The organism is Bacillus sp. AL-1R, assembly GCF_052180195.1.
In the GTDB taxonomy this organism is placed as follows: Bacteria; Bacillota; Bacilli; order Bacillales; family Bacillaceae_G; genus Gottfriedia.
This window is the reverse complement of record NZ_CP197469.1, coordinates 2,883,853-2,906,309: the sequence shown is the minus strand read 5'-3', so window position 1 is coordinate 2,906,309 and position 22,457 is coordinate 2,883,853. Positions and strand designations below refer to the sequence as shown.

The following is a 22,457-nucleotide window of genomic DNA, read 5'->3' as shown; positions in this document are numbered from 1 at the left end:
GGTGCAAGTAAGAAGTAGGGAAATCTAAGTAATAATCACAATATTTTTAATTTTCTAACAAAAATTTGAACTCACATTAAAAATTTCTTTGTTGGACATAATACACAGAGATATTTAGCAATGTATGGAAAGGGAAATGTTATATGCCGGACAAAGATAAAGAACAAGAAAAAAAGCAAAGTCAGAATCAAGAACAAGAACAGGAAATGCTCAATGAAAACAATCAAAACGAAGATTCGATTCAAAATGAATACCTAGTGCAAGGTGGCGATGGTGATTCAAAAGGTAGTCGGAACTTTAATAAGATTGCTAGTATTGGCTTTTTCGGTGGTATATTTTGGTCTACTGTTTTTTTAGTACTTAGTTATTTTGACTTTACTCAAATTGGTCCAAACTTTGTTTTAGAAAGAATCAACCTTGGAAAATGGGCAAATGGTAATGTTGAAAACCTAATTTCTATAGTTGCAATAGGAATTATTTCAATCATTATTGCGTTTATATTCTATTTTATTGGTAGAAAATTTAGAGGAGTTCTTCCAGGTATATTTTTCGGGTTACTCCTATGGGTTATAGTTTTTATTCTTCTTGGTAGAATAGCATTTGATTTAAAAGCAATTAAAGATTACTCATCTGATACGACAGTTACTACAATCTGTTTATTCATTTTATACGGAACTTTTATTGCATATTCTGTTTCTTTTGCATTTCAAGAGCAAAAGGCATATTTGCGTGGCTATTCAAAATAGTCTGGCCTATGATAAAATATATCTTGGGTATTCCAAGATATGTTGATTTGGGATAAATATGCAAAAAATGATGGGTGGAGACTTTTAAAATGGCTAAGTTTTTATTGTTGAATGGACCTAATTTAAATATGCTCGGTCAAAGAGAAGTTTCTATCTATGGTTCAACTACATTAAAGGATATCGAGGATCATTTATCATCGCTTGCACTTGAAAATGGGGATACACTTGATTGCTTCCAATCAAATCATGAGGGGGAGTTAATTGATCAACTGCATGCGGCAAATAATGTCTATGATGGGATTCTGTTTAATCCTGGCGCATTTACTCATTACAGCTATGCAATTCGTGATGCAATTGCAAGTATTACCGTACCAACTATTGAAGTACACATTTCAAATATACATAAGAGAGAAGAGTTCCGACATACTTCAGTTTTAGCTGCAGTAACAAAAGGGCAAATCGTTGGTTTAGGTGTGTATGGATATGAATTAGGTTTAAGTGCGTTAAAAAAGATTAGTAAGGGAGAGAAACACAATGGAGAAAATTAAAAAGTTACGTGAAGCTTTAGTAGAAAAAGGATTAGATGCATTATTAGTAACTAGTACATACAACAGACGTTATATGACGAATTTTACAGGTTCTGCTGGTGTTGCTTTAATTACTCAAGACAAAGCTTTATTCATTACTGATTTCCGCTATATTGAACAAGCTACTAGCCAATGTGAAGGTTTTGAGATTGTTAAACATGAAGGTTCAATTCCAGCTGAAGTTGCAGCTTTAACAGAGAAATTTGGCGTATCAAAACTTGGATTTGAACAAGATCATGTTACGTTTACAGAATTTGGTTCTTACCGCAAAGTAGTAAAAGCGGAATTAGTTCCTGTAAGCGGATTAATCGAAAAATTGCGCTTAATTAAAACGGATGCAGAGATTTCAATCATTAAGGAAGCTGCTAAAATTGCAGAATCTGCATTTAATCATATTTTAGGATTTATCCGTCCAGGAGTTACTGAATTAGAAGTTTCGAACGAGTTAGAATTTTTCATGCGTAAATTAGGCGCTACTTCATCATCATTTGATACAATCGTTGCTTCTGGTACTCGTTCTGCTCTTCCTCACGGTGTAGCATCAGATAAAGTAATTGAAACAGGTGATTTTGTAACGTTAGATTTTGGTGCATACTATAAAGGTTATGTATCAGATATGACTAGAACTGTTTCTGTAGGCGAACCACATCCTGAATTGAAGAAAATTTATGATATTGTTCTTGAAGCTCAATTACGTGGTGTTAACGGTATTAAAGCAGGAATTACAGGTAAAGAAGCTGATGCATTAACTCGTGACTATATTACGGAAAAAGGTTATGGAGATTATTATGGGCACGGAACTGGCCACGGTATTGGTTTAGAAGTACATGAAGGACCTGGCGTATCATTCCGTTCTGATACGGTATTAGAGCCAAACATGATCGTAACGTGTGAACCAGGTATTTATATTCCAAATTTAGGTGGAGTTCGTATAGAAGATGATTTAATCGTTAAAACTGGTGGTAACGAAAACTTAATGTCTTCACCAAAAAATCTAATCATTTTATAAGTTTTCATTAGATTAGAAATTAAAACTACACAAAAAGCGTATTTTACTTTATGATATAAAGTTGTAAAAGAAATTCATGGTAAGAGAAATGGTTCTTTTTTTACACAATACATACTTATAGAACCATTTCATTTTTTAGGAGGATATTTAATGATTTCAGTAAACGATTTTCGTACAGGTTTAACAATTGAAACTGACGGTGGACTTTGGCAAGTAATCGATTTCCAACATGTTAAACCAGGTAAAGGTGCTGCATTCGTACGTTCAAAACTTCGTAACCTACGTACAGGTGCTGTACAAGAAAAAACATTCCGTGCTGGTGAGAAAGTAGCAAAAGCACATATTCAAAACCGTAAAATGCAATATTTATATGCTAATGGTAACCAACATGTTTTCATGGACAATGAGTCTTATGAGCAAATTGAATTACCAGAAGCAAATATTGAACGTGAATTAAAATTCCTTAAAGAAAATATGGAAGTTTATATCATGACTTTTGAAAGTGAAATTTTAGGTGTTGAATTACCAAACACAGTTGAGCTAAAAGTAGTTGAAACTGAACCAGGTATTAAAGGTGATACGGCTTCTAACGTTACAAAACCAGCTACAATGGAAACTGGTTTAGTAGTACAAGTACCAATCTTCATTAATGAAGGTGAAGTATTAATTATTAACACAACTGAAGCTAGCTACGTTTCACGTGCTAAATCTTAATTAAATGAAAAAATGGAGGCACTTTTTTAAAGAGTGCCTCTTTTTTACATTAACAAATCTAACTTAGTAAGGAGGTAATAAAATGATTACATCCATTATTCTTTGGACATTGATTATTATTTGTTTTGCATTGGCATTTATTGCGCTAATCAAACCGATTATTCCAGGGGTACCAGTATTATGGGTAGGTTTTTTAATTTATTACTTTGGTATGAATAAAAGTAATTTAAATTTGTCATTTTGGATTATTATGTTGATTTTTACAGCTGTTATCTTTCTAGCGGATATACTGGCTAATAAATATTTTCTTAAAAAATATGGTAGTACAAAAACTGGTGAAAGAGTAGGGTGTTTAGCTGTAATTGTTGGTTCATTCGTTTTTCCTCCCTTTGGCTTAATTATTGTTCCATTCATTTCTGTCTTTATAGCAGAGAAAATGCAAGGGAAGAATACGAAAGAGTCGATAAAATCTGCATGGGCGACAGTTGTCTCTTTTATTAGTAGCTCACTCGCAAAAGCGGTATTGCAAGTTATTATGGTCATAATCTTTTTCGTTTATATTATATTTTAATTTGGTTTTTAGAATCTTACCGATCGATTCAGCTTTTTTAGTTACTTATGAATCTTTTATGAGTAACTAATTCTTGAGCAAGTGAAAAGAGAGAAGTTTTACGACTTCTCTCTTTTTTTGTACCTTCTAATTAATGTTTGTCTTCTGAAATGGACATGTTTGGCATATTAGTAATAAAAAAGAATGAAAAAAGGTGTGTAGCTATGAAGGATTGGATTGATTCGATGGATCGGGCAGTTTTAAGTATGGGGATGCTCAGAGTTTTTGGTGGAAGTATTGAATTGATTGCTGCTTTTACAATTTTGTATTTAAACGATATTAAGAAAGCCTTAGCAGTGAATAGTGTTTTAGCAACTGTCGGGCCTATTATCCTCATTTCTACAATGGCCATAGGAATTATAGGTGTTGCATCAAAGTTGGATCCTATTCGATTAGTTTTAGTAGTTTGTGGTGTGTTTTTAATATTGTTGGCAGTTTTTAAATGATAGGATGTGACCTTTAATGGAAGAGGTTTTCAACGTATTGCCTACATTAATAAAAGAAAAGCTACAACGTTCATATGGAGATCTCCATCAAGTAGAGGAATTAAGATTACGGGTTGGGCGTCCGGTTGAAGTGATCGCTAATAATCAGTCAAATTTTATACCTTATATCTTAACAGAAGAAGAAGGCGGGCAAATTCTCGGTAAGTTAAGTCAGTTTTCAATTTATACAATTGAAGAAGAATTGAAAAAAGGCTATATCACAATAAAAGGCGGGCATCGTGTCGGGTTAGCTGGTCGCGTAGTAACAGAAAATGGAATGGTTAAAATGATTCGAGATATTAGTTCTTATAATTTTCGTATAGCAAAAGAAAAAGTAGGAATAGCTAGTCCATTTGTAAAGTATGTTTATGAAAGAAGATGGAAAAACACAATGCTGATTGGCCCCCCACAAGCAGGGAAAACAACATTACTAAGGGATTTTGCTAGAGTAGTGAGTCAAGGTGATGCCATAAGGGGAATAAGACCTTTAAAGGTTGGTATTGTTGACGAGCGTTCTGAGATAGCAGGTTCAGTAAAAGGGGTACCTCAATATACATTTGGTGAAAGAATCGATGTATTAGATGCGTGTCCAAAGGCTGAAGGAATGATGATGCTTGTAAGGTCAATGAGTCCTCATGTCATTCTTGTGGACGAAATTGGAAAAAAGGAAGATGTAGATGCGATTTTAGAAGCAATCTTTGCAGGTGTTCAATTAATCGTAACGGTTCATGGCTATTCATTAGAGGAAATACGAAAACGCCCCTCTCTTTTGCCTTTGTTTCAAAATGGAACATTTGAACGATTTATTGAAATTTCAAATTATCCATCACCTGGTACAGTTACAGATATTAAAAATAAGGATTGCACTAGTTTATTTCATTCGAGGGCGGTGCTTTAAATGAGATGGATTGGCGCACTTTTTATCATTTTTTCAACAAGTTGGCTTGGATTTTATTTTGCAAGTAGATTATCAGAACGGACAAAAGAATTAAGGGGCTGGAAGTTGGCTCTTCAATCACTTGAAGCAGAGGTAATGTATAGTCAATTACCACTGCAAGAAGCGTTTAGAAGAATTTCTGGTCAATTAAAAGGACCGATTAAAAATTGTTTACATGATTTTGCAATGCAACTTGAAACGAGTGCATTTTCAGCGAAAGAAGCCTGGGAAAATTCATTAACGAAATATGCTAAAACAGTCTCGATTAAAGAGTCAGATATACAAGTATTATTACAGTTCGGTGAGACGATTGGTATGCATGATAAATATTCACAACAAAAACAAATCATTTTAGCATTAAAACATTTAGAAAGAGAAGAGCAGGAAGCAATCGATTCGCAAGGTAGTTACGAACGAATGTCTAAAATGCTAGGCGTTTTAAGTGGAATATTAATCGTTATATTACTCTTGTAGGAGGGGTTTAAATTGATTACAAATTATGCACTGATGTTTCAAATAGCTGGGATTGGGGTAATTGCTGCCATTATCCATGCGGTCTTAAAAAAAGCTGGGCAAGAAGAGTTTGCTACATGGACAATTATTACTGCATTCATTATCGTATTTCTACAAGTTATCACGAAAGCTGGTGATCTATTTAATAAAGTTAGGGATGTATTTCTATTTCATTAGATTAGGGGTGAGAGTCGTTGGAAATCATCCAAATTGTTGGCATTGGGTTAGCAGCTACATTTGTCATTCTTCTATTAAATCAATTTAAAATGAATAATTTTACTTTAGCAATAACAATTTTTATTAGCTGCGTATTATTTTTATTTTTATTAGATAAAGTGCAATTCTTATTAGATCAAATTCAAAAACTAGCAAATCAGGCGAGTATTAAAAATGTGTATGTTGAAACTTTATTAAAAATAATTGGCATCGCATACATAGCTGAATTTGGCGTTCAAATTACGAAAGATGCAGGCCAAGGTGCAATTGCCTCTAAGATTGAATTAGGGGGAAAAGTATTAATTTTGGTTCTTGCAGTACCGATTTTAACAGCTTTAATTGAAACAATTTTAAGTTTTTTACCAAAAATTTCTTAGATGTAAGGAAGGGAGGACATTATGTCAAAAAGGATGAAAGTATTTCTTCTTTTCTTTACTCTCTTTTTTTTAGTACCAAGAATTGTACAAGCTGCTCCTCCACCTGCTGAAATCGTAAATGAACAAATACAAAAGTTAGGGATCGACGAAGTTCAAAAGTATTGGGATGAAGTTGTTCATCAATATGGTGGTTTTTTACCAGAAAGTCAAAAAGGGGACTTTATCCAATTTATTAAGGGAGAAAAGAAATTTTCATTGCAAGAATGGTTTATAGCATTTGCTAAATATATATTTTTTGAGTTATTAAGTAATGGAAAAATATTAGGGATCTTAATTATGTTAGTTATTTTTAGTTCTTTACTCCAATCATTACAAAATGCATTTGAGAAGAGTACCGTCAGTAAAATTGCGGATAGTGTTGTTTTTCTAGTATTAGTCGTGTTTGCATTAAATAGTTTTTATATTGCCACTCAGGCTACACAAGATGCCATTACAGTTATGATTGATTTTTTACGAGCATTAATACCGATTTTACTAGCTTTAATTGCGACATCAGGTGGTGTGATATCAGTTGGCGTTTTCCATCCAATCTTAATATTTTTAATGCATACAAGTGGATTACTAGTAACCTATTTTGTATTACCCTTAATTCTTGTATCTACAATTTTAAGTATTGTAAGCATTATAAATGATGAGTTAAAGGTAACGAAATTAGCTTCTTTAATAAGGAATGTTGCGGTAGGGGTACTAGGAATCTTTTTAACTATTTTTTTAGGGGTATTAAGTGTACAAGGTTTGACGACTGCAGTATCGGATGGGATAGCAGTAAAAACAGCTAAATTTGTAACAAGTAATTTTGTTCCGGTTGTTGGTAAAGTTTTTGCAGATGTAACTGATACAGTCATTAGTGCTTCTTTGCTATTAAAAAATACAGTTGGGATCGTAGGATTAGTTACATTGTTAGCAATCGTTGTTTTCCCAGCTATTAAAATATTAATTTTAGCTTTAATTTATAAATTCTCAGCAGCGATTTTACAACCTGTTGGAAGTAAAAATATCATAAGCACGATTGATACGATCGGTAAAAGTGTAACTTATTTATTTGTTTGTTTAGCAATTGTTTCACTAATGTTTTTCTTGAGTATGACTTTAATAATAGCGGCAGGTAACATTGTCGTCATGTTTAGGTAGGTGAAAAAATGGAATTCTTTATACACTGGGTTTCAAATATTATCGTCTATATACTAGTTGCAACCGTCATTATGATGTTAATTCCAAATAACGGCTTAGCAAAATATGTGCGATTTGTAGCGAGTCTATTATTAATTGTCATGATGCTTCAACCTATATTTCAATTATTCAGAGTAAATATAAAAGAAGTGCTTGCTGGGTACCAGTCTGAAACGTATGTAGCTAATGGTGAAATAAAAAATGAAATAAATAATAAGAAAAATGAAATACAAGAAGCAGAGCGTGCATATATATTAAAACAAATGGCTGTCCAAATGAAAAAGGACGTTGAAAAAAGCTTTACGAAAGAATTTGAACAGGTCATTACAAATGTGGATTTACAAGTAAAAGATGGAGTTAATACAGTAAAAACAGCTCAAGATCTATCTAAAGTAATCGTTTACGTAGGCCCTAAAAAAGATGAGACAAGCAATGTAGAACCTGTTCAAGAAGTATCAATTAATACTGATCAGCCAGTCCAGACAGACGATGAAAAAATTAAACATCAAGAGTTACAAACTTTTTTAGCAAATAAATGGGAGCTTGAGGACAAGCAAATCGAAGTCAAAATGGAAGGAGGGGAGTAATGACAAATGAAAAAAAAGATTCCACCAATAAAATTAGCAGACTTTCTAAAAGGAAATAGCGATGATAATACCTCTTCTGACAAAGAAAAAAGTCCATTTAAACTGACGAGAAAATATGTACTTGCTTTACTGGGACTCGGGATTTGTTGGATGATTGCAAGCAGTCTTTTTGCTAATACAAATCAAAAAACGAATTCAATGCTTTCACCTATTTCGACAGAAACGAGTGGATCACCAAAAAATAATGAACAAGCTGTTGAGACTCTTGGAAGTGGTGGTGGAAAATCCTCATCGAACAAAATAGAAGAAATTGAAAAAAAATACGAGCAGCAGCTTACAGAAACATTAAATAATATGGCTGGTGTAAGTAATGTAAAAGTAGAAATAAATCTTGAAAGTAGTGGAAGGAAAGTCTATCAAACGAACAAAACAAATCGAACTCAAGAAACGAATGAAACTGATAAACAAGGTGGAACACGAAATATTGATGATCAATCTCAAGAAGAGCAAGTAGTCATTATTGATAACGGAGATAAACAAGAGCCAGTAATAGTTGAGACTGAAATGCCAAGGATTAGAGGAGTCTTAATTGTAGCTAAAGGTGCACAAAATCTAGAAATTAAACAAATGATTAGAGAAGCCGTTACACGATTACTTGATGTACCAAGCTATCGTGTCTCTGTACAACCAAAAAAATAAGAGGAAGAAGGTAAAAGTTAAATGAAAAAACAAACAATTTGGTTATTAACAATGTTAAGTTTAGTAGTAGTATTATCAGTTTATTATGTTACGACACCTGATAATTTAAAAACAACAAGTTTTATGAACATGAATACGAATACAAATACTGATTCATTAGATTCAACGCCTAAAGATACGAAGAAAACAGATGCTAATACAGCTACTTCAAAACATAATGATAAAGAAACTACTTCTCAAGAAAATTCTACTAGTGAAGTATTCTTAAAACAACGCATGGAACAAGAAGATCAAAGAAGTCAATTAATCGATGAGTATAAAGCTACTGTTGACTCTGCAACTGCATCAGCTCAAGAAAAGAGTGAAGCATTTACTAACATGAATGAACTTCAAAAATTAACTGCATTAGAATCAGACGTAGAAGCTATGATAAAAGAAGCTGGGTATAAAGATGCGCTAGTTCGTTCTGACAAAGATGAAGTAAAAGTAGATGTAACATCAGCAAAACCAAGTAGAAAAGCAGCCAATGACATTATTCAAATGACAAGAAGTGTCTTAGGTGAAAAACTAGTAGTTGTAAAATTCCAAGTTAAATAATTTTATGAACTAAGCCAGTAGAAGTTATTCTACTGGCTATTATTTTGCTAAAAAAAGCAAGCTTTCGTTAGACAAAATAAAAGTACGTGTAAGGAAAACATTATGTATGTATTAGCCCAAAACTAAGAGGTTGCCGGCTGTTTAAATCGCCTCTTGCTTAGTGGAGCATTCTATATGGCTCTTCATTTATTTTAATAAGCTTATTAATATTTATTATGAATTTTAGGATTATTCGTAATTCCTATGTACTTTCTGTCTTAGTATTTCCCTGTTATAATAGTTTATATTGAATTATTTTTGGTAAGGAATAATCTATAAATATTCCTTGAAAAATAGCTAAAAATAATTAGGAAATTCCTTGGTTAAAATAATTTGTTGAAAAGTTTAGTATTAGGTTATAAGATTAGACTATATGTCTTAAGGGGTGAACAGAATGAAAATTCATGAAATTAGAGAACTAATTAAGTTAATCGATCAATCAACAATAAATGAATTCGAATTAGAGGATAATGGTGCTATTGTTAAAATTAAAAAAGGTGGTCAACCAACTGTTGTGACATCTGCACCAGTTGTACATCAAGAGGTAGCTCCTGTTGTGACATCTGCACCAGTTGCTACTTTAGAAAAACCAGTTGCACAAGAAGTTGCTGCACCTGTAGTGGAAAAAGAAGATACAAGTAACTTACATAAGATTACATCACCAATGGTAGGTACTTTCTATGCATCTCCATCTCCTGATGCAAAAGAATACGTAACAGTTGGCGATCGTATTAAAAATGATTCAATCGTTTGTATCGTTGAAGCAATGAAGCTTTTTAATGAAATTGAAGCTGAAGTTGAAGGCGAAATCGTTGAAGTACTTGCTAAAAATGGTCAATTAGTAGAATACGGTCAACCTTTATTCTTGGTAAAGGCCTAAATCACTATAAAAAATTAACAGTACTTTACTAGAGAAGGTGAAGAAATGAAAAAGGTTTTAATAGCGAATCGAGGCGAAATCGCCATTCGAATTATTAGAGCATGTAAAGAATTAAATATTGAAACAGTTGCTATTTACTCTGAAGGAGATAAAGAAGCATTACATGTTCAAATGGCTGATGAAGCATATTGTGTCGGTCCTAAATTATCAAAAGACAGTTATTTAAATATGACAAATATCATTAGTATCGCCAAATTAACTGGTTGTGACGGAATCCATCCTGGTTATGGTTTCTTATCAGAAAATGCTAGTTTTGCAGAATTATGTACAGAGTGCAATGTGAAATTCATTGGACCAACGGCTGATTCTATTTCTAAAATGGGTACAAAAGACGTTGCTCGAGAAACAATGAAAGAAGCAGGAGTACCTGTAGTGCCTGGTTCACAAGGTATTATTGAAAGTGTAGAAGATGGTAAAAAAATTGCTGCAGAAATCGGCTATCCAGTTATTATAAAAGCTACAGCTGGTGGCGGAGGTAAAGGAATCCGTGTAGCAAAAGATGAAAACGAACTTGTAAAAGGTATACAAATTACTCAACAAGAAGCTCAAACAGCTTTCGGTAATCCGGGTGTGTATCTTGAACGATATATAACAGATTTTCGACATGTTGAAATTCAAGTATTAGCAGATGAACATGGTAATACGATTCATCTTGGAGAACGTGATTGCACAATTCAACGACGTCTTCAAAAATTAGTAGAAGAAGCTCCATCACCTGTATTAGACGAAGAAACTCGTCAAAAAATGGGTCAAGCAGCTGTTCGTGCAGCTGAAGCAGTTAATTACTGGGGTGCAGGTACTGTAGAGTTTATTTATGAACCACAGACTAAAAACTTCTACTTTATGGAGATGAATACGCGTATTCAAGTTGAACATCCTGTCACTGAATATATTTCTGGTATTGATCTTATTAAGCAACAATTATTAATTGCTAAAGGTCATCCGTTAAAAATTACTCAATCAGACGTATCTTTAAAAGGATGGTCAATTGAATGTCGTATTAATGCAGAAAATCCAGATAAAAACTTTATGCCTTCTCCTGGTAAAATCATTTCGTATTTACCACCAGGTGGTCCGAATGTTCGTGTTGATTCTGCTGTATATAGTGGATACACAATTCCGCCATATTATGATTCTATGATTGCGAAAGTTATCGTACATGGCAAGACAAGAGAAGAAGCAATTGCTATAATGATAAGAGCACTTGAGGAATTTGTGGTAGAAGGAATTTACACAACAATTCCATTCCATTTAAATTTATTGCAAAATGAAATCTTCGTAAAAGGGAAGTATAATACTAAATTCCTTGAGGAGCATGCGCTTGTTAAAGGATAAAGTGGAGGGATCTGTATGAACGAAAATCAAATTTTAGAAATGGGTACTGCGACATTAGGTCGAGTAGAAATCGCACCTGAAGTAATCGAAGTAATTGCTGGTATTGCAGCTGCTGAAGTTGATGGTGTTTCAAGTATGCGTGGAAACCTAGCATCTGGTATTTCTGAAATTATCGGAAAGAAATATCACGGTAAAGGTGTCCGAGTTGATTTAACAGACGATCGAATTACAATCGATGTATACATTCTAGTTAAATTTGGTAAGTCAATCCCAACTGTAGCAGGTAATGTACAAGACAATATTCGTCAAGCATTGTTAACGATGACAGGTCTTGAATTATCTGAAGTAAATGTTCATATAGTAGGAGTTCAATTCGATACGAAACCTGATCAAGAAGCTCCAATTGAACTTTAATATTATAAAAAGAGGATGTCCCAAAAATATAAACTTTTTGGGGCATCCCTTTTTTGAGCATAAAAAAATAAGAAAATCGTTCTTTTTGGTATAATTGAGTCACCACAACCAACAACCTGAAAGGAACGATTTTCTTATGTATAAACAGTATAACATGAATCAACTAACTCTTCCAATGGACATTGAGGTATTAATTCCTACTAATCACCTTGCCCGTTTAATTGACACTGCAGTCGATAAAATGGATCCTACTATTTTTTCTTCTTTTCACACAGGTGGTGGCCGTCCGCCCTATCATCCAAAAATGATGTTAAAAGTTATCCTTTATGCTTATTCAAACCGTATGTATTCCTCTAGACAAATTGCGAAACAACTGAAAGAGAATATTGTTTTTATGTGGCTTTCGGGCGAACAACAACCTGATTTCCGTACAATTAACCGTTTTCGAAGCGATCGAATGAAAGACGTAATTTATGAAACGTTCTTTTCAATTGTCGATCTTCTTCGAGCAGAGGGTCTTGTAAAACTTGAGGACTATTTTCTTGATGGTACCAAAATTGAGGCAAATGCCAATAAATACACTTTCGTTTGGCGTAAATCCACGGAAAAATATGATCAAAAACTCGATGAAAAATTCCAACAGATTGTGTTAGGAATTGAAAAAGTGATCCAAGAAGATGAAGATTTAGAACAAGAAACAGACATTGAAGCGAAATTAGAGGAATCACCAATTACGTCCGAAAAAATCGCTGATACCGTGAAAAAGTTAGAGAAAAGACTAGAAAAAGATCCTAAAAATAAGGCGATAAAGAAAGCAAAGCGTCAGTTGGAGAAAGATTTACTACCAAGAAAACTAAAATATGAGAAACAAAAGGCAACATTTCAAAATCGTAACAGTTATTCCAAGACCGATCCCGATGCAACTTTTATGCGAATGAAAGAAGATCATATGAAAAATGGTCAGTTAAAAGCAGGATATAATGTACAAATTGGAACGGAAAATCAATTTATTGTTGGCTTTAGTCTTCACCAACGCGCAGGTGATCCAGGCTGCCTCATCCCTCATTTAGATCTATTGGAAAAGTACAATCGTCCAAAACCAAATTCGATCATTGCCGACTCTGGTTATGGGAGTGAAGAAAATTACGCTCATTGTGAGGAAAAAGAAATAGAGGCTTTTATTAAATACAACACATTCGATAAGGAACAAACTAAGGCATGGAAAAAACAAATTGGTCGTGCTGAAAATATGACTTATGATGAGGAATTAGATGAATGGATTTGTGTAAATGATAAACGACTAGTTTTCCAATATGAAAGTAAAAAGAAAACAGATAACGGTTATGAATCCATTAAACGAACGTATCAATGCGTAGAATGCCCTAACTGCCCGTTCCAAAGCACCTGTGCCAAAGGAAAAGAAATGAAAACGATCCAAGTCTCCATCAAAAATCAGATCCAACGAAAAGACATACGGAAAAGACTATCGACTGAAGAAGGGGATCAAAAATATCGAAAAAGAAAAATTGATGTAGAACCTGTCTTTGGCCAAATAAAACATAATCAAGGGTATAAACGATTTACAATGAAAGGCCTGTCCAAAAATACCACGGACTGGGGTCTAATTTGTGTTGCCCATAATCTAAAAAAATGGGAATCCACTTCCAAAAAACTGAAAAAATAACAAAATAATAAAAGGAAATTCCTCTCCTAAAATCTCCAATTTTATAAAAAACCCTCAAAAAATGATGAAATGAAAAAAACTGCCTCAAAATGTCGTCATTCAATGACCTTTTGAGACAGCTTCTTTTTTTGTTTGCTAGATAAGGAAGTAAGGACCATTTAGGACTAGTCTTACTAACTGATTAAATATTTCGAAATATGTTAAAATTTATTTAAAAAGAAATAGGTGATTTTATGAACATAATTTTGAGGACTAATAGAACAAACTTAAGCGAATTTGTTGAAAGCGATTGGCAACAAGTACATAAATATGCATCGCAATTAGTTGTATGTCAATTTCAACCATGGGGACCGAATACTGAAAATGAGACTAAGGAATTTATTCAAAACATCCTAAAAGATATGAAACAAATAAATAGGACTAGATTTGCATTTGCAATAATAGAAAATAAATCGGGTGAATTAATCGGATCGATCGAGTTTAATATTAGGGATGAAATAAATCAAATAGGTGAAATAGGATATATCGTTCATCCGAACTATTTGGGCATGGGATTTGCGAGTGAAGTTACGAAAGAAATAATTTCATTTGGATTTAATAAATTTAAGCTTCATCGTATATTTGCAACATGTGATGTTAGAAACATTGCATCAGCAAAAGTACTTGAAAAATGTGGATTAACTCTAGAAGGTAAAATGCGTGAAGATTTATTATTAAGAGACGGCTGGAGAGACACGTATTTATATAGCATACTAGAACATGAATGGGCAGAGAGCAAGTTGTATAGAAAAGACGTTAAAATCTAATCGTACTTATTAATTTTTTTACTTCTTAAAAATCTTTTATCATCCCATTAATCCCATTCTATTTATACTTTTGGTTCTAATGTTCGTGTTTTGGTATGTAAATATTGTTTTATAGTACTAAAAATGAATATTTTTTTAAAAAACACAAACATTCTTCTGTTATTTTCTTCGATTTTAAGTTAAAATGTAGAAAAGAGTTTAAAGTATTGAGTTTGCTTAGAAACGTTAATAATAATAAAAATAAGAGTTAATAAAGACAGTCGTTGGAACTTATTAAAAAAAATGGTAAAATAACGTGTTACTATACAAAAAATTCGTTATTACCTATGCAACGAATGATGAATTTAGCTTAAAGGAGTTTATTATTTTGATGAAACGTAGAAAAGCAAGGGAACTTGCATTACAAACATTATTCCAAATGGATTTAAGTGAAGCGAATGCTTCAGATGCATTAAAGCATGTATTAGAAGAAGCAGAAGAAAAACAAGATGCATTTTTAGAGGCAATTGTAACAAATTTTGTTAGTCATAAAGAAGTAATTGACGAACAATTAGCTTCAAATATCGAAAGCTGGACGATTGATCGTTTAGGCACTGTTGATCGTAATATCCTTAGAATCGCTCTAGTGGAAATTAATTACCTAGAGGATGTTCCGAAAAGTGTAGCAATCAATGAAGCGATTGAGATTGCTAAAGTTTACGGTGATGATGATTCTAGTAAATTTATCAATGCGGTATTATCAAAATTCTAAATAGATAGATTGTTTATATGCATAGGGGGAAACTAAAATGGTAGCAACATTAATTAATGGTAAAGAAGTTTCAGTATCAATTCGTGAGGAGTTAAAGATTGGTGTTTCAGAATTAAAAGAACAAGGTGTTACACCAGGTTTAGCAGTTGTTTTAGTTGGAAATAATTCTGCTTCAAGAACATATGTGAATTCAAAGCATAAAGCATGTAATGAATTAGGAATGTATTCTGAAGTAATTGAATTACCTGAAACAGTTACTGAAGATGAGTTATTATCCGTTGTAAACAAATTAAACGATGATCAGTCAATTCATGGTATCTTAGTTCAGTTGCCATTACCTGCTCATATCTCAGAAAAGAAAGTAATTGAAACAATTTCGCCATTAAAGGATGTTGATGGATTTCATCCAATTAATATTGGAAGAATGATGACAAATCAAGATTCATTACTACCTTGTACTCCTTTTGGTATATTAAAATTAATAGAAAATACTAATATTCCGATTAGTGGAAAACATGTCGTTGTTATTGGACGTAGTAATATTGTAGGGAAACCAGTTGGACAACTATTCTTAAACGAAAATGCAACGGTTACTTATACACATTCACGTACAACTAATCTAAAAAATATTACAAAGCAAGCTGATATATTAATTGTTGCTATTGGTGTAGCAAAATTAATTACAGCTGATTATGTTAAAGAGGGAGCAATTGTCATTGACGTCGGTATGAATAGAGACGAAAATGGCAAATTATGCGGAGACGTAAATTTTGAAGATGTAAAAAATGTTGCGGGTTATATCACTCCTGTACCAGGTGGAGTAGGTCCAATGACAATTACAATGCTACTTCATAATACGTTAAAAGCAGCTTCTCAAATTGATAGTAAATTAAATTTGAGTACGAAACTTTAATCTTTTTGCTTTGTATGAATGAAAGAAGGGCTATGCATGACGGAAAAGCTACCAGTTACTGTTACAGCATTAACTAAATATTTAAAAGCAAAATTTCAAGCGGATCGTAATTTGCAAAATATACTTCTCCGTGGAGAAATCTCAAATTTTAAACGTCATTCATCTAGCGGTCATTATTATTTTACCTTAAAAGATGATGGTGCTAGAATTGCAGCTGTCATGTTTCAATCTTATAATGCAAATATCGCATTTCAACCAACCGATGGTATGCAGGTTATTGTACAAGGTGAGATAAATGTATACCCAGGATCTGGTAGCTATCAAATCTACATAAGAGACATGCAGCCCGATGGGGTTGGCGGTCTCTTTGTAGCTTATGAACAATTGAAGAAAAAACTATTAGAAGAAGGACTCTTTGATCAGAAATTTAAGAAAAAGATTCCTTCTTTTCCTAGTGTAATCGGGGTTGTTACTTCACCAACGGGTGCTGCTGTCCGAGATATTATTACAACGATTCAACGAAGATATCCAATTGGAAAAATAGTTGTAATTCCGACACTTGTACAGGGTGAAGGAGCGAAAGCGTCGATTGTAAAATCAATTGAAACAGCGGGTAAAATGAAAGAAATTGATGTGTTAATAGTTGGACGAGGTGGAGGGTCAATTGAGGAACTCTGGGCCTTTAATGAAGAAATAGTAGCGCGAGCGATCTTTGAATCAAAAATCCCAATCATTTCCGCAGTGGGTCATGAGACGGATACGACAATTGCTGATTATGTCGCTGATCTAAGGGCACCTACACCAACAGCTGCAGCAGAATTAGTTTCATTAAGTCAAAGAGAAATACTAGAGCAATTTACAGTTCGAAAATCAAGACTTAATAAAGCGATGGATATGATTGTTGAACGAAAACAAGCGCAATTAAAGGCTGTTCAAGATGCATATGTTTTTAGATATCCAAATTCATTATTTCATCCAAAACAAGAGCAATTTGACCGGATTAATGAGCGCTTACATACTTCTATAAATGAAATTGTTAAGACGAAAATAAATAAGCTTAAAGAACTAAATTCATCACTGCTTATTCATCATCCAAGTAATCGAGTTCAGCTTGAAAAGCAAAAGCACGAGCAATTACATATGGCATTACAAAAAGAATTTAATCGACTAATTACCCAAAAGAAATTTGAAATGGAAAGAATAATTCATACACTTGATGCTCTTAGTCCATTAAAAGTTATGGCCAGAGGTTATTCATTAGCATATAAAAATGATAAAGAATTGATGAAATCGGTTAAACAGGCAAAAAGTGGAGACCGATTCCAATTACAAATGACCGATGGGAAATTAAATTGTACAGTGCTTGAAGTAAAGGAGAGTGAATCAATTGTCACAAAATGAGCGTTCTTTTGAAGAAGCAATTAAAGAAATTGAAATGATCGTCCAAAAATTAGAGCAAGGTGACGTACCTCTTGAAAAAGCGATCGAATATTTTCAAGAAGGTATAAAACTATCTCAAATTTGTCAAGAGAAGCTTACAAAAGTTGAAAAACAAATGACTTCTATTTTAAATGAACAGGGTGAACAAACTCCTTTTACTGTTGAGGAGGATTAATATGAACACTTTCAAAGATTTTATGGAGTATTCCAGTAGAATAGTAAATGATGAAATGTTGAAATCGGTTGAAAGATTAAAAGCACCAGAAAAATTAAAAGAATCTATGTCCTATTCATTGCAAGGTGGAGGTAAAAGAATTAGACCTCTTTTACTTTTCGCAACGCTAGACGCATTTGGTAATGACCCATTAATTGGGATTAAACCTGCATGTGCTTTAGAAATGATTCATACTTATTCATTAATTCATGATGATTTACCATGTATGGATGATGATGATTTTCGAAGAGGAAAACCGACAAATCATAAAGTATTTGGAGAAGATCTTGCGGTACTAGCAGGTGATGGATTATTGACTTACGCATTTAAATTAATTACGGAAATGAATGATTGTCGTGTTTCTGATCAAGTGAAACTACAATTAATTAGTGAATTAGCGATTGCTGCGGGTCCTGAAGGTATGGTTGCCGGTCAGGTAGCTGATATGGAAGGTGAAAGTAAAGAGCTTTCTGGAGAAGAGTTGCAATCAATCCATGAAAGGAAAACCGGTAAAATGCTAATGTATCCAGTAATTGCAGGTGCAATTATTTCAAAAGCAACAGCCGAACAATTATCTCATCTAACGCAATTTGCTTATAAACTTGGTATCGCATTTCAAATACAAGATGATATTTTAGACGTAATAGGTGATGAAGAAGTATTAGGTAAACCGGTTGGTAGTGATATAGAAAATGATAAAACTACTTATGTAAAACTATATTCCGTCGAGGGTGCTAAAGAAAGACTTCATACATTTATTACTGAAGCTAAACAACATATAAGAGCATGTGGGATTAAAGATGACTACTTAATCTCAATTTGTGATTTTGTTGAAAATCGCACTTTTTAAACTTTGATTATGTCATTTTATACATGTCATTTGAATAGCTTTATTCATTTATGTATAATGTAACTACTTTATAATCGTTAATGTTGTTAATAAAATATACAGAAATGTAGGCCGTTAACACATATGTGCTAGCGGCTTTCTTTACATTATTAGAAATAATTTTGTTTTATAAAAATAAAAAACATTAAACAGATTTTAATAAAAATGGTATTATGATACATGGTGTTAAGAGTTAGTTATTTAAGGAACTAGCGTTTAACTACAAGTATGGTAAAATCATTTTATAGATAAAATTACATAATAATGAATTATTTATATAGATTTAACATCTAGGAAGGTGAGTGATCCAAGATGGATCTTACGACAATTGAAAATCCGAGCTTTTTAAAAAATAAAACGAACGGTGAATTAGAAGTATTAAGTGAAGAAATTCGTAAATTTCTAATTCAACAGCTCTCTGAGACAGGTGGTCATATTGCGCCAAATTTAGGTGTTGTTGAATTAACGATTGCATTACATAAAGTCTTTGATTCGCCTAAAGACAAATTTTTATGGGATGTAGGACATCAATCATATGTTCATAAAATTTTAACTGGTCGAGCAAAAGAATTTACTACACTAAGACAGTTTAAAGGTTTATGTGGCTTTCCTAAGCGAAATGAAAGTGAGCATGATGTATGGGAAACTGGACACAGCTCGACTTCACTATCTGCTGCAATGGGGATGGCTATTGCTAGAGATATAAAGAAAACTGGTGAATACATTGTTCCGATTATCGGGGATGGTGCATTAACTGGTGGGATGGCTCTTGAAGCAATGAATCATATTGGACATGAACAAAAAGATGTCATCGTTATTTTAAATGATAATGAAATGTCTATAGCTCCGAACGTTGGTGCTTTACATAGCATTTTAGGTAGACTGAGAACAACTGGGAAATACCGTTGGGCAAAAGGTGAACTTGAAGGTGTGATCAAAAAAATACCTGGAATCGGAGATAAACTTTCAAGTACATCAAAAAAATTAAAAGATAGCCTAAAATACTTAGTCACACAAGGAATGTTTTTTGAGGAAATGGGATTCACTTATTTTGGACCAGTTGATGGGCATAATTTTGAAGATTTATTTGAATCACTTGAATATGCTAAGAAAACAAAAGGTCCAGTTCTAGTCCATGTACTAACGAAAAAAGGAAAAGGATATAAGCCAGCAGAAAGTGATGATATTGGAACTTGGCATGGCACAGGTCCTTATAAAGTTGAATCTGGGAAGTTAATAAAGCCGGATAAGGCACCACCAGCATGGAGTAAACTTGTTAGTGATACTGTATTAAAGTTAGCATTAAAAGATGAGCGAATCGTAGCGATTACTCCTGCTATGCCAGTAGGTTCAAAATTGGAAAATTTCCAAGCTCAATTACCTGACAGAATTTTTGATGTCGGTATTGCAGAGCAACACGCCGCAACTGTAGCAGCTGGTTTAGCAACACAAGGAATGAAGCCGTTTTTAGCAATTTATTCCACATTCCTTCAAAGAGCATACGACCAAGTATTACATGATATTTGTAGACAAAATTTAAATGTATTCATTGGAATCGACCGTGCGGGATTAGTAGGTGCCGATGGGGAAACTCATCAAGGTGTCTTTGATATTGCCTTCCTACGACACATACCAAACTTAGTATTAATGATGCCTAAAGATGAAAATGAAGGTCAACATATGGTAAACACAGCAATTCGATACGATGATGGTCCAATTGCATTGCGTTTCCCAAGAGGCAATGGTATAGGGGTATCAATGGATGATCAATTAAAAGAAATCCCAATTGGGTCATGGGAAGTATTAAAAGAAGGTACTGATGCAGTTATCTTAACTTTTGGTACGACAATAAAAATGGCACTAGATGCAGCCGATGAGTTAGAGAAGGAAAATATCTCTGTTAAAGTAGTAAACGCCAGATTTATTAAACCGATGGATACTGCAATGTTAAATGATATCTTTAAGGACAAAAAGCCGATTTTAACGATTGAAGAAGCAGTATTACAAGGTGGTTTTGGAAGTGCTGTTTTAGAATTTGCAAGTTCAAATAATTTTCAAAACGTCCGCGTAGAACGTATAGGTATACCGGATTTATTTGTTGAACACGGTGATGTAGATAAATTACTTGATGAAATTCATTTAACAAAAGATGAATCGGTTAAGAAAATACGTGAAATGGTTTGTAATAAATAAGAGGATGACATTTAAATGGCAAAAAAGGAACGAGTAGACGTACTTTTAGTAGATCGTGGTTTAATTGAAACACGAGAAAAAGCTAAACGAGCAATTATGGCAGGACTAGTCTATACAAACGAACAAAGATTAGATAAGCCTGGAGAAAAAATAGATATTGAACTTCCATTACAAATCAAAGGTGAAGTTATGCCTTATGTGAGCCGTGGAGGGTACAAATTAGAAAAAGCTATAAATACATTCGATTTATCAGTTAAAGATAAAATTATGATTGATATTGGCTCTTCAACAGGGGGATTTACGGATTGTGCCCTCCAAAATGGTGCAAAAAAATCATATGCACTTGATGTTGGCTACAATCAACTTGCTTGGAAATTAAGGCAAGATGAACGTGTTATTGTAATGGAACGAACGAATTTTCGTTATGTTAAACCTGAAGATTTAGTCGAAGGTTTACCTCAATTTGCTTCAATTGACGTATCCTTTATTTCGTTACGTTTGATTTTACCAGTCCTAAAAACATTATTAGTACCTTCAAGTGATGTAGTCGCGTTAATTAAACCCCAATTTGAAGCTGGTAGAGAACAAGTTGGTAAAAAGGGGATAGTACGTGATCCAAAAGTGCATGAACAAGTTATTGAAATGATGATCGATTTTGCTCTTCGCCAAGGATATGATATAAAAGCATTAACTTTTTCTCCTATAACTGGTGGAGACGGTAATATAGAATTTTTAATTCACCTTCATTGGGAAGGTTCAAAAGAAATTGGAAATAGCGAGTTAAATCAATCACCAATGGAAATCGTAAATGAGGCACATAGTGAATTAAAGAAGGTTAAATAATAAAAGGAAACCAAATAGGTTTCCTTTTTCTCCTTTTTCAAATTTAGTAATGAATGTTAAAGAATTCGTTAAATCGGATACAAAAGAAAAAATTATGTTTAAAAAATACATTTTATGAAAACGTTTAAAAATATATATACAATAACCAGTAGATTAGTTAAGATAATCTGTAAGTAAGATATTTGTCGGAATTTGCAAAGAGGTGTATTATGAATAAAGGTCAGCGTCATATAAAAATACGAGAAATTATCGCAAAAAATGAAGTCGAAACACAAGATGAGTTAGTACAAGCACTACGAGACTTAGGGTTTAAAGTAACCCAAGCAACAATTTCACGTGATATAAAGGAACTACATTTAGTAAAAGTACCGTTATCTGATGGTCGATATAAATATAGCTTACCTGCAGATCAAAGATTTAATCCATTACAAAAACTAAAAAGACTTTTAATTGATTCATTTATAAAAATTGATAGTTCAAGTCATCTAATTGTAATGAAAACTTTGCCAGGTAATGCGAATGCAGTAGGTGCATTAATTGATCATTTAGAGTGGGATGAAATTATGGGTACAATCTGTGGTGATGATACGATCTTAATCATTTGTCGTACACCTGCAGATGCTGAGGATTTAAAAGAAAAATTTATTGACATGCTTCAATAGGAGAATGGTTTTAAAAAGAGGAGAGAA

27 protein-coding genes are annotated in these 22,457 nt (G+C 33.2%); all 27 read left to right on the top strand.

Going from position 1 to position 22,457, the window contains the following annotated elements; genetic code table 11:
* Window positions 1–143: 143 nt before the first annotated feature.
* The 27 genes from ACSBO6_RS13895 (at window position 144) to ahrC (ending at window position 22,430) form a co-directional block, all read left to right on the top strand.
* Complete coding sequence (locus ACSBO6_RS13895) at window positions 144–746, top strand: YqhR family membrane protein (protein ID WP_498843514.1); 603 nt, start codon at window positions 144–146, stop codon at window positions 744–746.
* Between the two features lie 89 nt (window positions 747–835).
* On the top strand, window positions 836–1,294 hold the full coding sequence (gene aroQ, locus ACSBO6_RS13890; RefSeq protein ID WP_098844876.1) for a type II 3-dehydroquinate dehydratase: 459 nt from the start codon (window positions 836–838) through the stop codon (window positions 1,292–1,294).
* A complete protein-coding gene (locus tag ACSBO6_RS13885) occupies window positions 1,281–2,342 on the top strand; it encodes a M24 family metallopeptidase (protein ID WP_498843513.1) in 1,062 nt (353 codons plus the stop codon). The genes aroQ and ACSBO6_RS13885 overlap by 14 nt, the downstream gene beginning before the upstream one ends.
* Window positions 2,343–2,492: 150 nt before the next feature.
* Window positions 2,493–3,056, top strand: a complete 564-nt coding sequence (gene efp / locus ACSBO6_RS13880) for an elongation factor P (protein ID WP_098844874.1) — start codon at window positions 2,493–2,495, stop codon at window positions 3,054–3,056.
* Between the two features lie 82 nt (window positions 3,057–3,138).
* Complete coding sequence (locus ACSBO6_RS13875) at window positions 3,139–3,627, top strand: DUF456 domain-containing protein (protein WP_098844873.1); 489 nt, start codon at window positions 3,139–3,141, stop codon at window positions 3,625–3,627.
* 203 nt (window positions 3,628–3,830) lie between these two features.
* Window positions 3,831–4,112 (top strand): YqhV family protein, encoded by a 282-nt coding sequence (locus ACSBO6_RS13870; RefSeq protein WP_098844872.1) that lies wholly within the window; start codon window positions 3,831–3,833, stop codon window positions 4,110–4,112.
* Window positions 4,113–4,128: 16 nt separating this feature from the next.
* A complete protein-coding gene (spoIIIAA, locus tag ACSBO6_RS13865) occupies window positions 4,129–5,049 on the top strand; it encodes a stage III sporulation protein AA (protein WP_098844871.1) in 921 nt (306 codons plus the stop codon).
* On the top strand, window positions 5,050–5,562 hold the full coding sequence (gene spoIIIAB, locus ACSBO6_RS13860; protein ID WP_098844870.1) for a stage III sporulation protein SpoIIIAB: 513 nt from the start codon (window positions 5,050–5,052) through the stop codon (window positions 5,560–5,562).
* A gap of 12 nt (window positions 5,563–5,574) precedes the next feature.
* The gene (gene spoIIIAC / locus ACSBO6_RS13855; RefSeq protein WP_088072847.1) at window positions 5,575–5,778 is read left to right on the top strand and encodes a stage III sporulation protein AC; all 204 of its coding nucleotides are present in this window, start codon (window positions 5,575–5,577) and stop codon (window positions 5,776–5,778) included.
* A 26-nt stretch (window positions 5,779–5,804) separates the two neighbouring features.
* On the top strand, window positions 5,805–6,194 hold the full coding sequence (spoIIIAD, locus tag ACSBO6_RS13850) for a stage III sporulation protein AD (protein ID WP_098845068.1): 390 nt from the start codon (window positions 5,805–5,807) through the stop codon (window positions 6,192–6,194).
* A gap of 21 nt (window positions 6,195–6,215) precedes the next feature.
* Window positions 6,216–7,385 carry a stage III sporulation protein AE gene (gene spoIIIAE, locus ACSBO6_RS13845; protein WP_098844869.1) on the top strand — a complete coding sequence of 390 codons (1,170 nt, stop codon included), beginning with the start codon at window positions 6,216–6,218 and terminating at the stop codon, window positions 7,383–7,385.
* A gap of 8 nt (window positions 7,386–7,393) precedes the next feature.
* Window positions 7,394–8,011 (top strand): stage III sporulation protein AF, encoded by a 618-nt coding sequence (gene spoIIIAF / locus ACSBO6_RS13840; protein ID WP_098844868.1) that lies wholly within the window; start codon window positions 7,394–7,396, stop codon window positions 8,009–8,011.
* Window positions 8,012–8,017: 6 nt separating this feature from the next.
* A complete protein-coding gene (gene spoIIIAG / locus ACSBO6_RS13835; RefSeq protein ID WP_098844867.1) occupies window positions 8,018–8,710 on the top strand; it encodes a stage III sporulation protein AG in 693 nt (230 codons plus the stop codon).
* 21 nt (window positions 8,711–8,731) lie between these two features.
* Window positions 8,732–9,307, top strand: a complete 576-nt coding sequence (locus tag ACSBO6_RS13830) for a SpoIIIAH-like family protein (protein ID WP_498843512.1) — start codon at window positions 8,732–8,734, stop codon at window positions 9,305–9,307.
* 433 nt (window positions 9,308–9,740) lie between these two features.
* On the top strand, window positions 9,741–10,226 hold the full coding sequence (accB, locus tag ACSBO6_RS13825) for an acetyl-CoA carboxylase biotin carboxyl carrier protein (protein ID WP_098844865.1): 486 nt from the start codon (window positions 9,741–9,743) through the stop codon (window positions 10,224–10,226).
* 45 nt (window positions 10,227–10,271) lie between these two features.
* The gene (gene accC / locus ACSBO6_RS13820; RefSeq protein WP_098844864.1) at window positions 10,272–11,621 is read left to right on the top strand and encodes an acetyl-CoA carboxylase biotin carboxylase subunit; all 1,350 of its coding nucleotides are present in this window, start codon (window positions 10,272–10,274) and stop codon (window positions 11,619–11,621) included.
* 15 nt (window positions 11,622–11,636) lie between these two features.
* A complete protein-coding gene (locus ACSBO6_RS13815) occupies window positions 11,637–12,035 on the top strand; it encodes an Asp23/Gls24 family envelope stress response protein (RefSeq protein ID WP_498843511.1) in 399 nt (132 codons plus the stop codon).
* Window positions 12,036–12,171: 136 nt separating this feature from the next.
* The gene (locus ACSBO6_RS13810; protein ID WP_498843510.1) at window positions 12,172–13,719 is read left to right on the top strand and encodes an IS1182 family transposase; all 1,548 of its coding nucleotides are present in this window, start codon (window positions 12,172–12,174) and stop codon (window positions 13,717–13,719) included.
* 233 nt (window positions 13,720–13,952) lie between these two features.
* Window positions 13,953–14,525 carry a GNAT family N-acetyltransferase gene (locus ACSBO6_RS13805; RefSeq protein ID WP_498843509.1) on the top strand — a complete coding sequence of 191 codons (573 nt, stop codon included), beginning with the start codon at window positions 13,953–13,955 and terminating at the stop codon, window positions 14,523–14,525.
* A 370-nt stretch (window positions 14,526–14,895) separates the two neighbouring features.
* Window positions 14,896–15,276 (top strand): transcription antitermination factor NusB, encoded by a 381-nt coding sequence (gene nusB, locus ACSBO6_RS13800; RefSeq protein ID WP_098844862.1) that lies wholly within the window; start codon window positions 14,896–14,898, stop codon window positions 15,274–15,276.
* A gap of 37 nt (window positions 15,277–15,313) precedes the next feature.
* Complete coding sequence (gene folD, locus ACSBO6_RS13795; RefSeq protein ID WP_098844860.1) at window positions 15,314–16,189, top strand: bifunctional methylenetetrahydrofolate dehydrogenase/methenyltetrahydrofolate cyclohydrolase FolD; 876 nt, start codon at window positions 15,314–15,316, stop codon at window positions 16,187–16,189.
* Window positions 16,190–16,225: 36 nt separating this feature from the next.
* Window positions 16,226–17,590 carry an exodeoxyribonuclease VII large subunit gene (gene xseA, locus ACSBO6_RS13790; protein WP_098844857.1) on the top strand — a complete coding sequence of 455 codons (1,365 nt, stop codon included), beginning with the start codon at window positions 16,226–16,228 and terminating at the stop codon, window positions 17,588–17,590.
* The gene (locus tag ACSBO6_RS13785; RefSeq protein ID WP_483295164.1) at window positions 17,577–17,804 is read left to right on the top strand and encodes an exodeoxyribonuclease VII small subunit; all 228 of its coding nucleotides are present in this window, start codon (window positions 17,577–17,579) and stop codon (window positions 17,802–17,804) included. Before xseA ends, ACSBO6_RS13785 begins: the two co-directional genes overlap by 14 nt.
* 1 nt (window position 17,805) lies before the next feature.
* Window positions 17,806–18,693 carry a polyprenyl synthetase family protein gene (locus tag ACSBO6_RS13780; protein WP_098844853.1) on the top strand — a complete coding sequence of 296 codons (888 nt, stop codon included), beginning with the start codon at window positions 17,806–17,808 and terminating at the stop codon, window positions 18,691–18,693.
* Window positions 18,694–19,044: 351 nt separating this feature from the next.
* Complete coding sequence (gene dxs / locus ACSBO6_RS13775; RefSeq protein ID WP_098844850.1) at window positions 19,045–20,925, top strand: 1-deoxy-D-xylulose-5-phosphate synthase; 1,881 nt, start codon at window positions 19,045–19,047, stop codon at window positions 20,923–20,925.
* Window positions 20,926–20,940: 15 nt separating this feature from the next.
* The gene (locus tag ACSBO6_RS13770; protein WP_098844847.1) at window positions 20,941–21,768 is read left to right on the top strand and encodes a TlyA family RNA methyltransferase; all 828 of its coding nucleotides are present in this window, start codon (window positions 20,941–20,943) and stop codon (window positions 21,766–21,768) included.
* A gap of 209 nt (window positions 21,769–21,977) precedes the next feature.
* Entirely contained in the window at window positions 21,978–22,430 is a 453-nt protein-coding gene (ahrC, locus tag ACSBO6_RS13765; protein ID WP_098844844.1) for a transcriptional regulator AhrC/ArgR, read from the top strand.
* The last annotated feature ends 27 nt before the right edge of the window (window positions 22,431–22,457 follow it).

Bases quoted from the DNA above. Each gene is read 5' to 3' on its own strand.
- xseA (WP_098844857.1), top strand. From the start codon at position 16,226: ATGACGGAAAAGCTACCAGTTACTGTTACAGCATTAACTAAATATTTA.
- ACSBO6_RS13810 (WP_498843510.1), top strand. From the start codon at position 12,172: ATGTATAAACAGTATAACATGAATCAACTAACTCTTCCAATGGACATT.
- ACSBO6_RS13895 (WP_498843514.1), top strand. From the start codon at position 144: ATGCCGGACAAAGATAAAGAACAAGAAAAAAAGCAAAGTCAGAATCAA.
- ACSBO6_RS13770 (WP_098844847.1), top strand. From the start codon at position 20,941: ATGGCAAAAAAGGAACGAGTAGACGTACTTTTAGTAGATCGTGGTTTA.
- accC (WP_098844864.1), top strand. From the start codon at position 10,272: ATGAAAAAGGTTTTAATAGCGAATCGAGGCGAAATCGCCATTCGAATT.
- spoIIIAF (WP_098844868.1), top strand. From the start codon at position 7,394: ATGGAATTCTTTATACACTGGGTTTCAAATATTATCGTCTATATACTA.
- ACSBO6_RS13885 (WP_498843513.1), top strand. From the start codon at position 1,281: ATGGAGAAAATTAAAAAGTTACGTGAAGCTTTAGTAGAAAAAGGATTA.
- spoIIIAB (WP_098844870.1), top strand. From the start codon at position 5,050: ATGAGATGGATTGGCGCACTTTTTATCATTTTTTCAACAAGTTGGCTT.
- nusB (WP_098844862.1), top strand. From the start codon at position 14,896: ATGAAACGTAGAAAAGCAAGGGAACTTGCATTACAAACATTATTCCAA.
- spoIIIAA (WP_098844871.1), top strand. From the start codon at position 4,129: ATGGAAGAGGTTTTCAACGTATTGCCTACATTAATAAAAGAAAAGCTA.
- ACSBO6_RS13875 (WP_098844873.1), top strand. From the start codon at position 3,139: ATGATTACATCCATTATTCTTTGGACATTGATTATTATTTGTTTTGCA.
- ahrC (WP_098844844.1), top strand. From the start codon at position 21,978: ATGAATAAAGGTCAGCGTCATATAAAAATACGAGAAATTATCGCAAAA.
- ACSBO6_RS13815 (WP_498843511.1), top strand. From the start codon at position 11,637: ATGAACGAAAATCAAATTTTAGAAATGGGTACTGCGACATTAGGTCGA.
- dxs (WP_098844850.1), top strand. From the start codon at position 19,045: ATGGATCTTACGACAATTGAAAATCCGAGCTTTTTAAAAAATAAAACG.
- efp (WP_098844874.1), top strand. From the start codon at position 2,493: ATGATTTCAGTAAACGATTTTCGTACAGGTTTAACAATTGAAACTGAC.
- ACSBO6_RS13805 (WP_498843509.1), top strand. From the start codon at position 13,953: ATGAACATAATTTTGAGGACTAATAGAACAAACTTAAGCGAATTTGTT.
- aroQ (WP_098844876.1), top strand. From the start codon at position 836: ATGGCTAAGTTTTTATTGTTGAATGGACCTAATTTAAATATGCTCGGT.
- folD (WP_098844860.1), top strand. From the start codon at position 15,314: ATGGTAGCAACATTAATTAATGGTAAAGAAGTTTCAGTATCAATTCGT.
- ACSBO6_RS13870 (WP_098844872.1), top strand. From the start codon at position 3,831: ATGAAGGATTGGATTGATTCGATGGATCGGGCAGTTTTAAGTATGGGG.
- ACSBO6_RS13780 (WP_098844853.1), top strand. From the start codon at position 17,806: ATGAACACTTTCAAAGATTTTATGGAGTATTCCAGTAGAATAGTAAAT.
- ACSBO6_RS13830 (WP_498843512.1), top strand. From the start codon at position 8,732: ATGAAAAAACAAACAATTTGGTTATTAACAATGTTAAGTTTAGTAGTA.
- spoIIIAG (WP_098844867.1), top strand. From the start codon at position 8,018: ATGAAAAAAAAGATTCCACCAATAAAATTAGCAGACTTTCTAAAAGGA.
- accB (WP_098844865.1), top strand. From the start codon at position 9,741: ATGAAAATTCATGAAATTAGAGAACTAATTAAGTTAATCGATCAATCA.
- spoIIIAE (WP_098844869.1), top strand. From the start codon at position 6,216: ATGTCAAAAAGGATGAAAGTATTTCTTCTTTTCTTTACTCTCTTTTTT.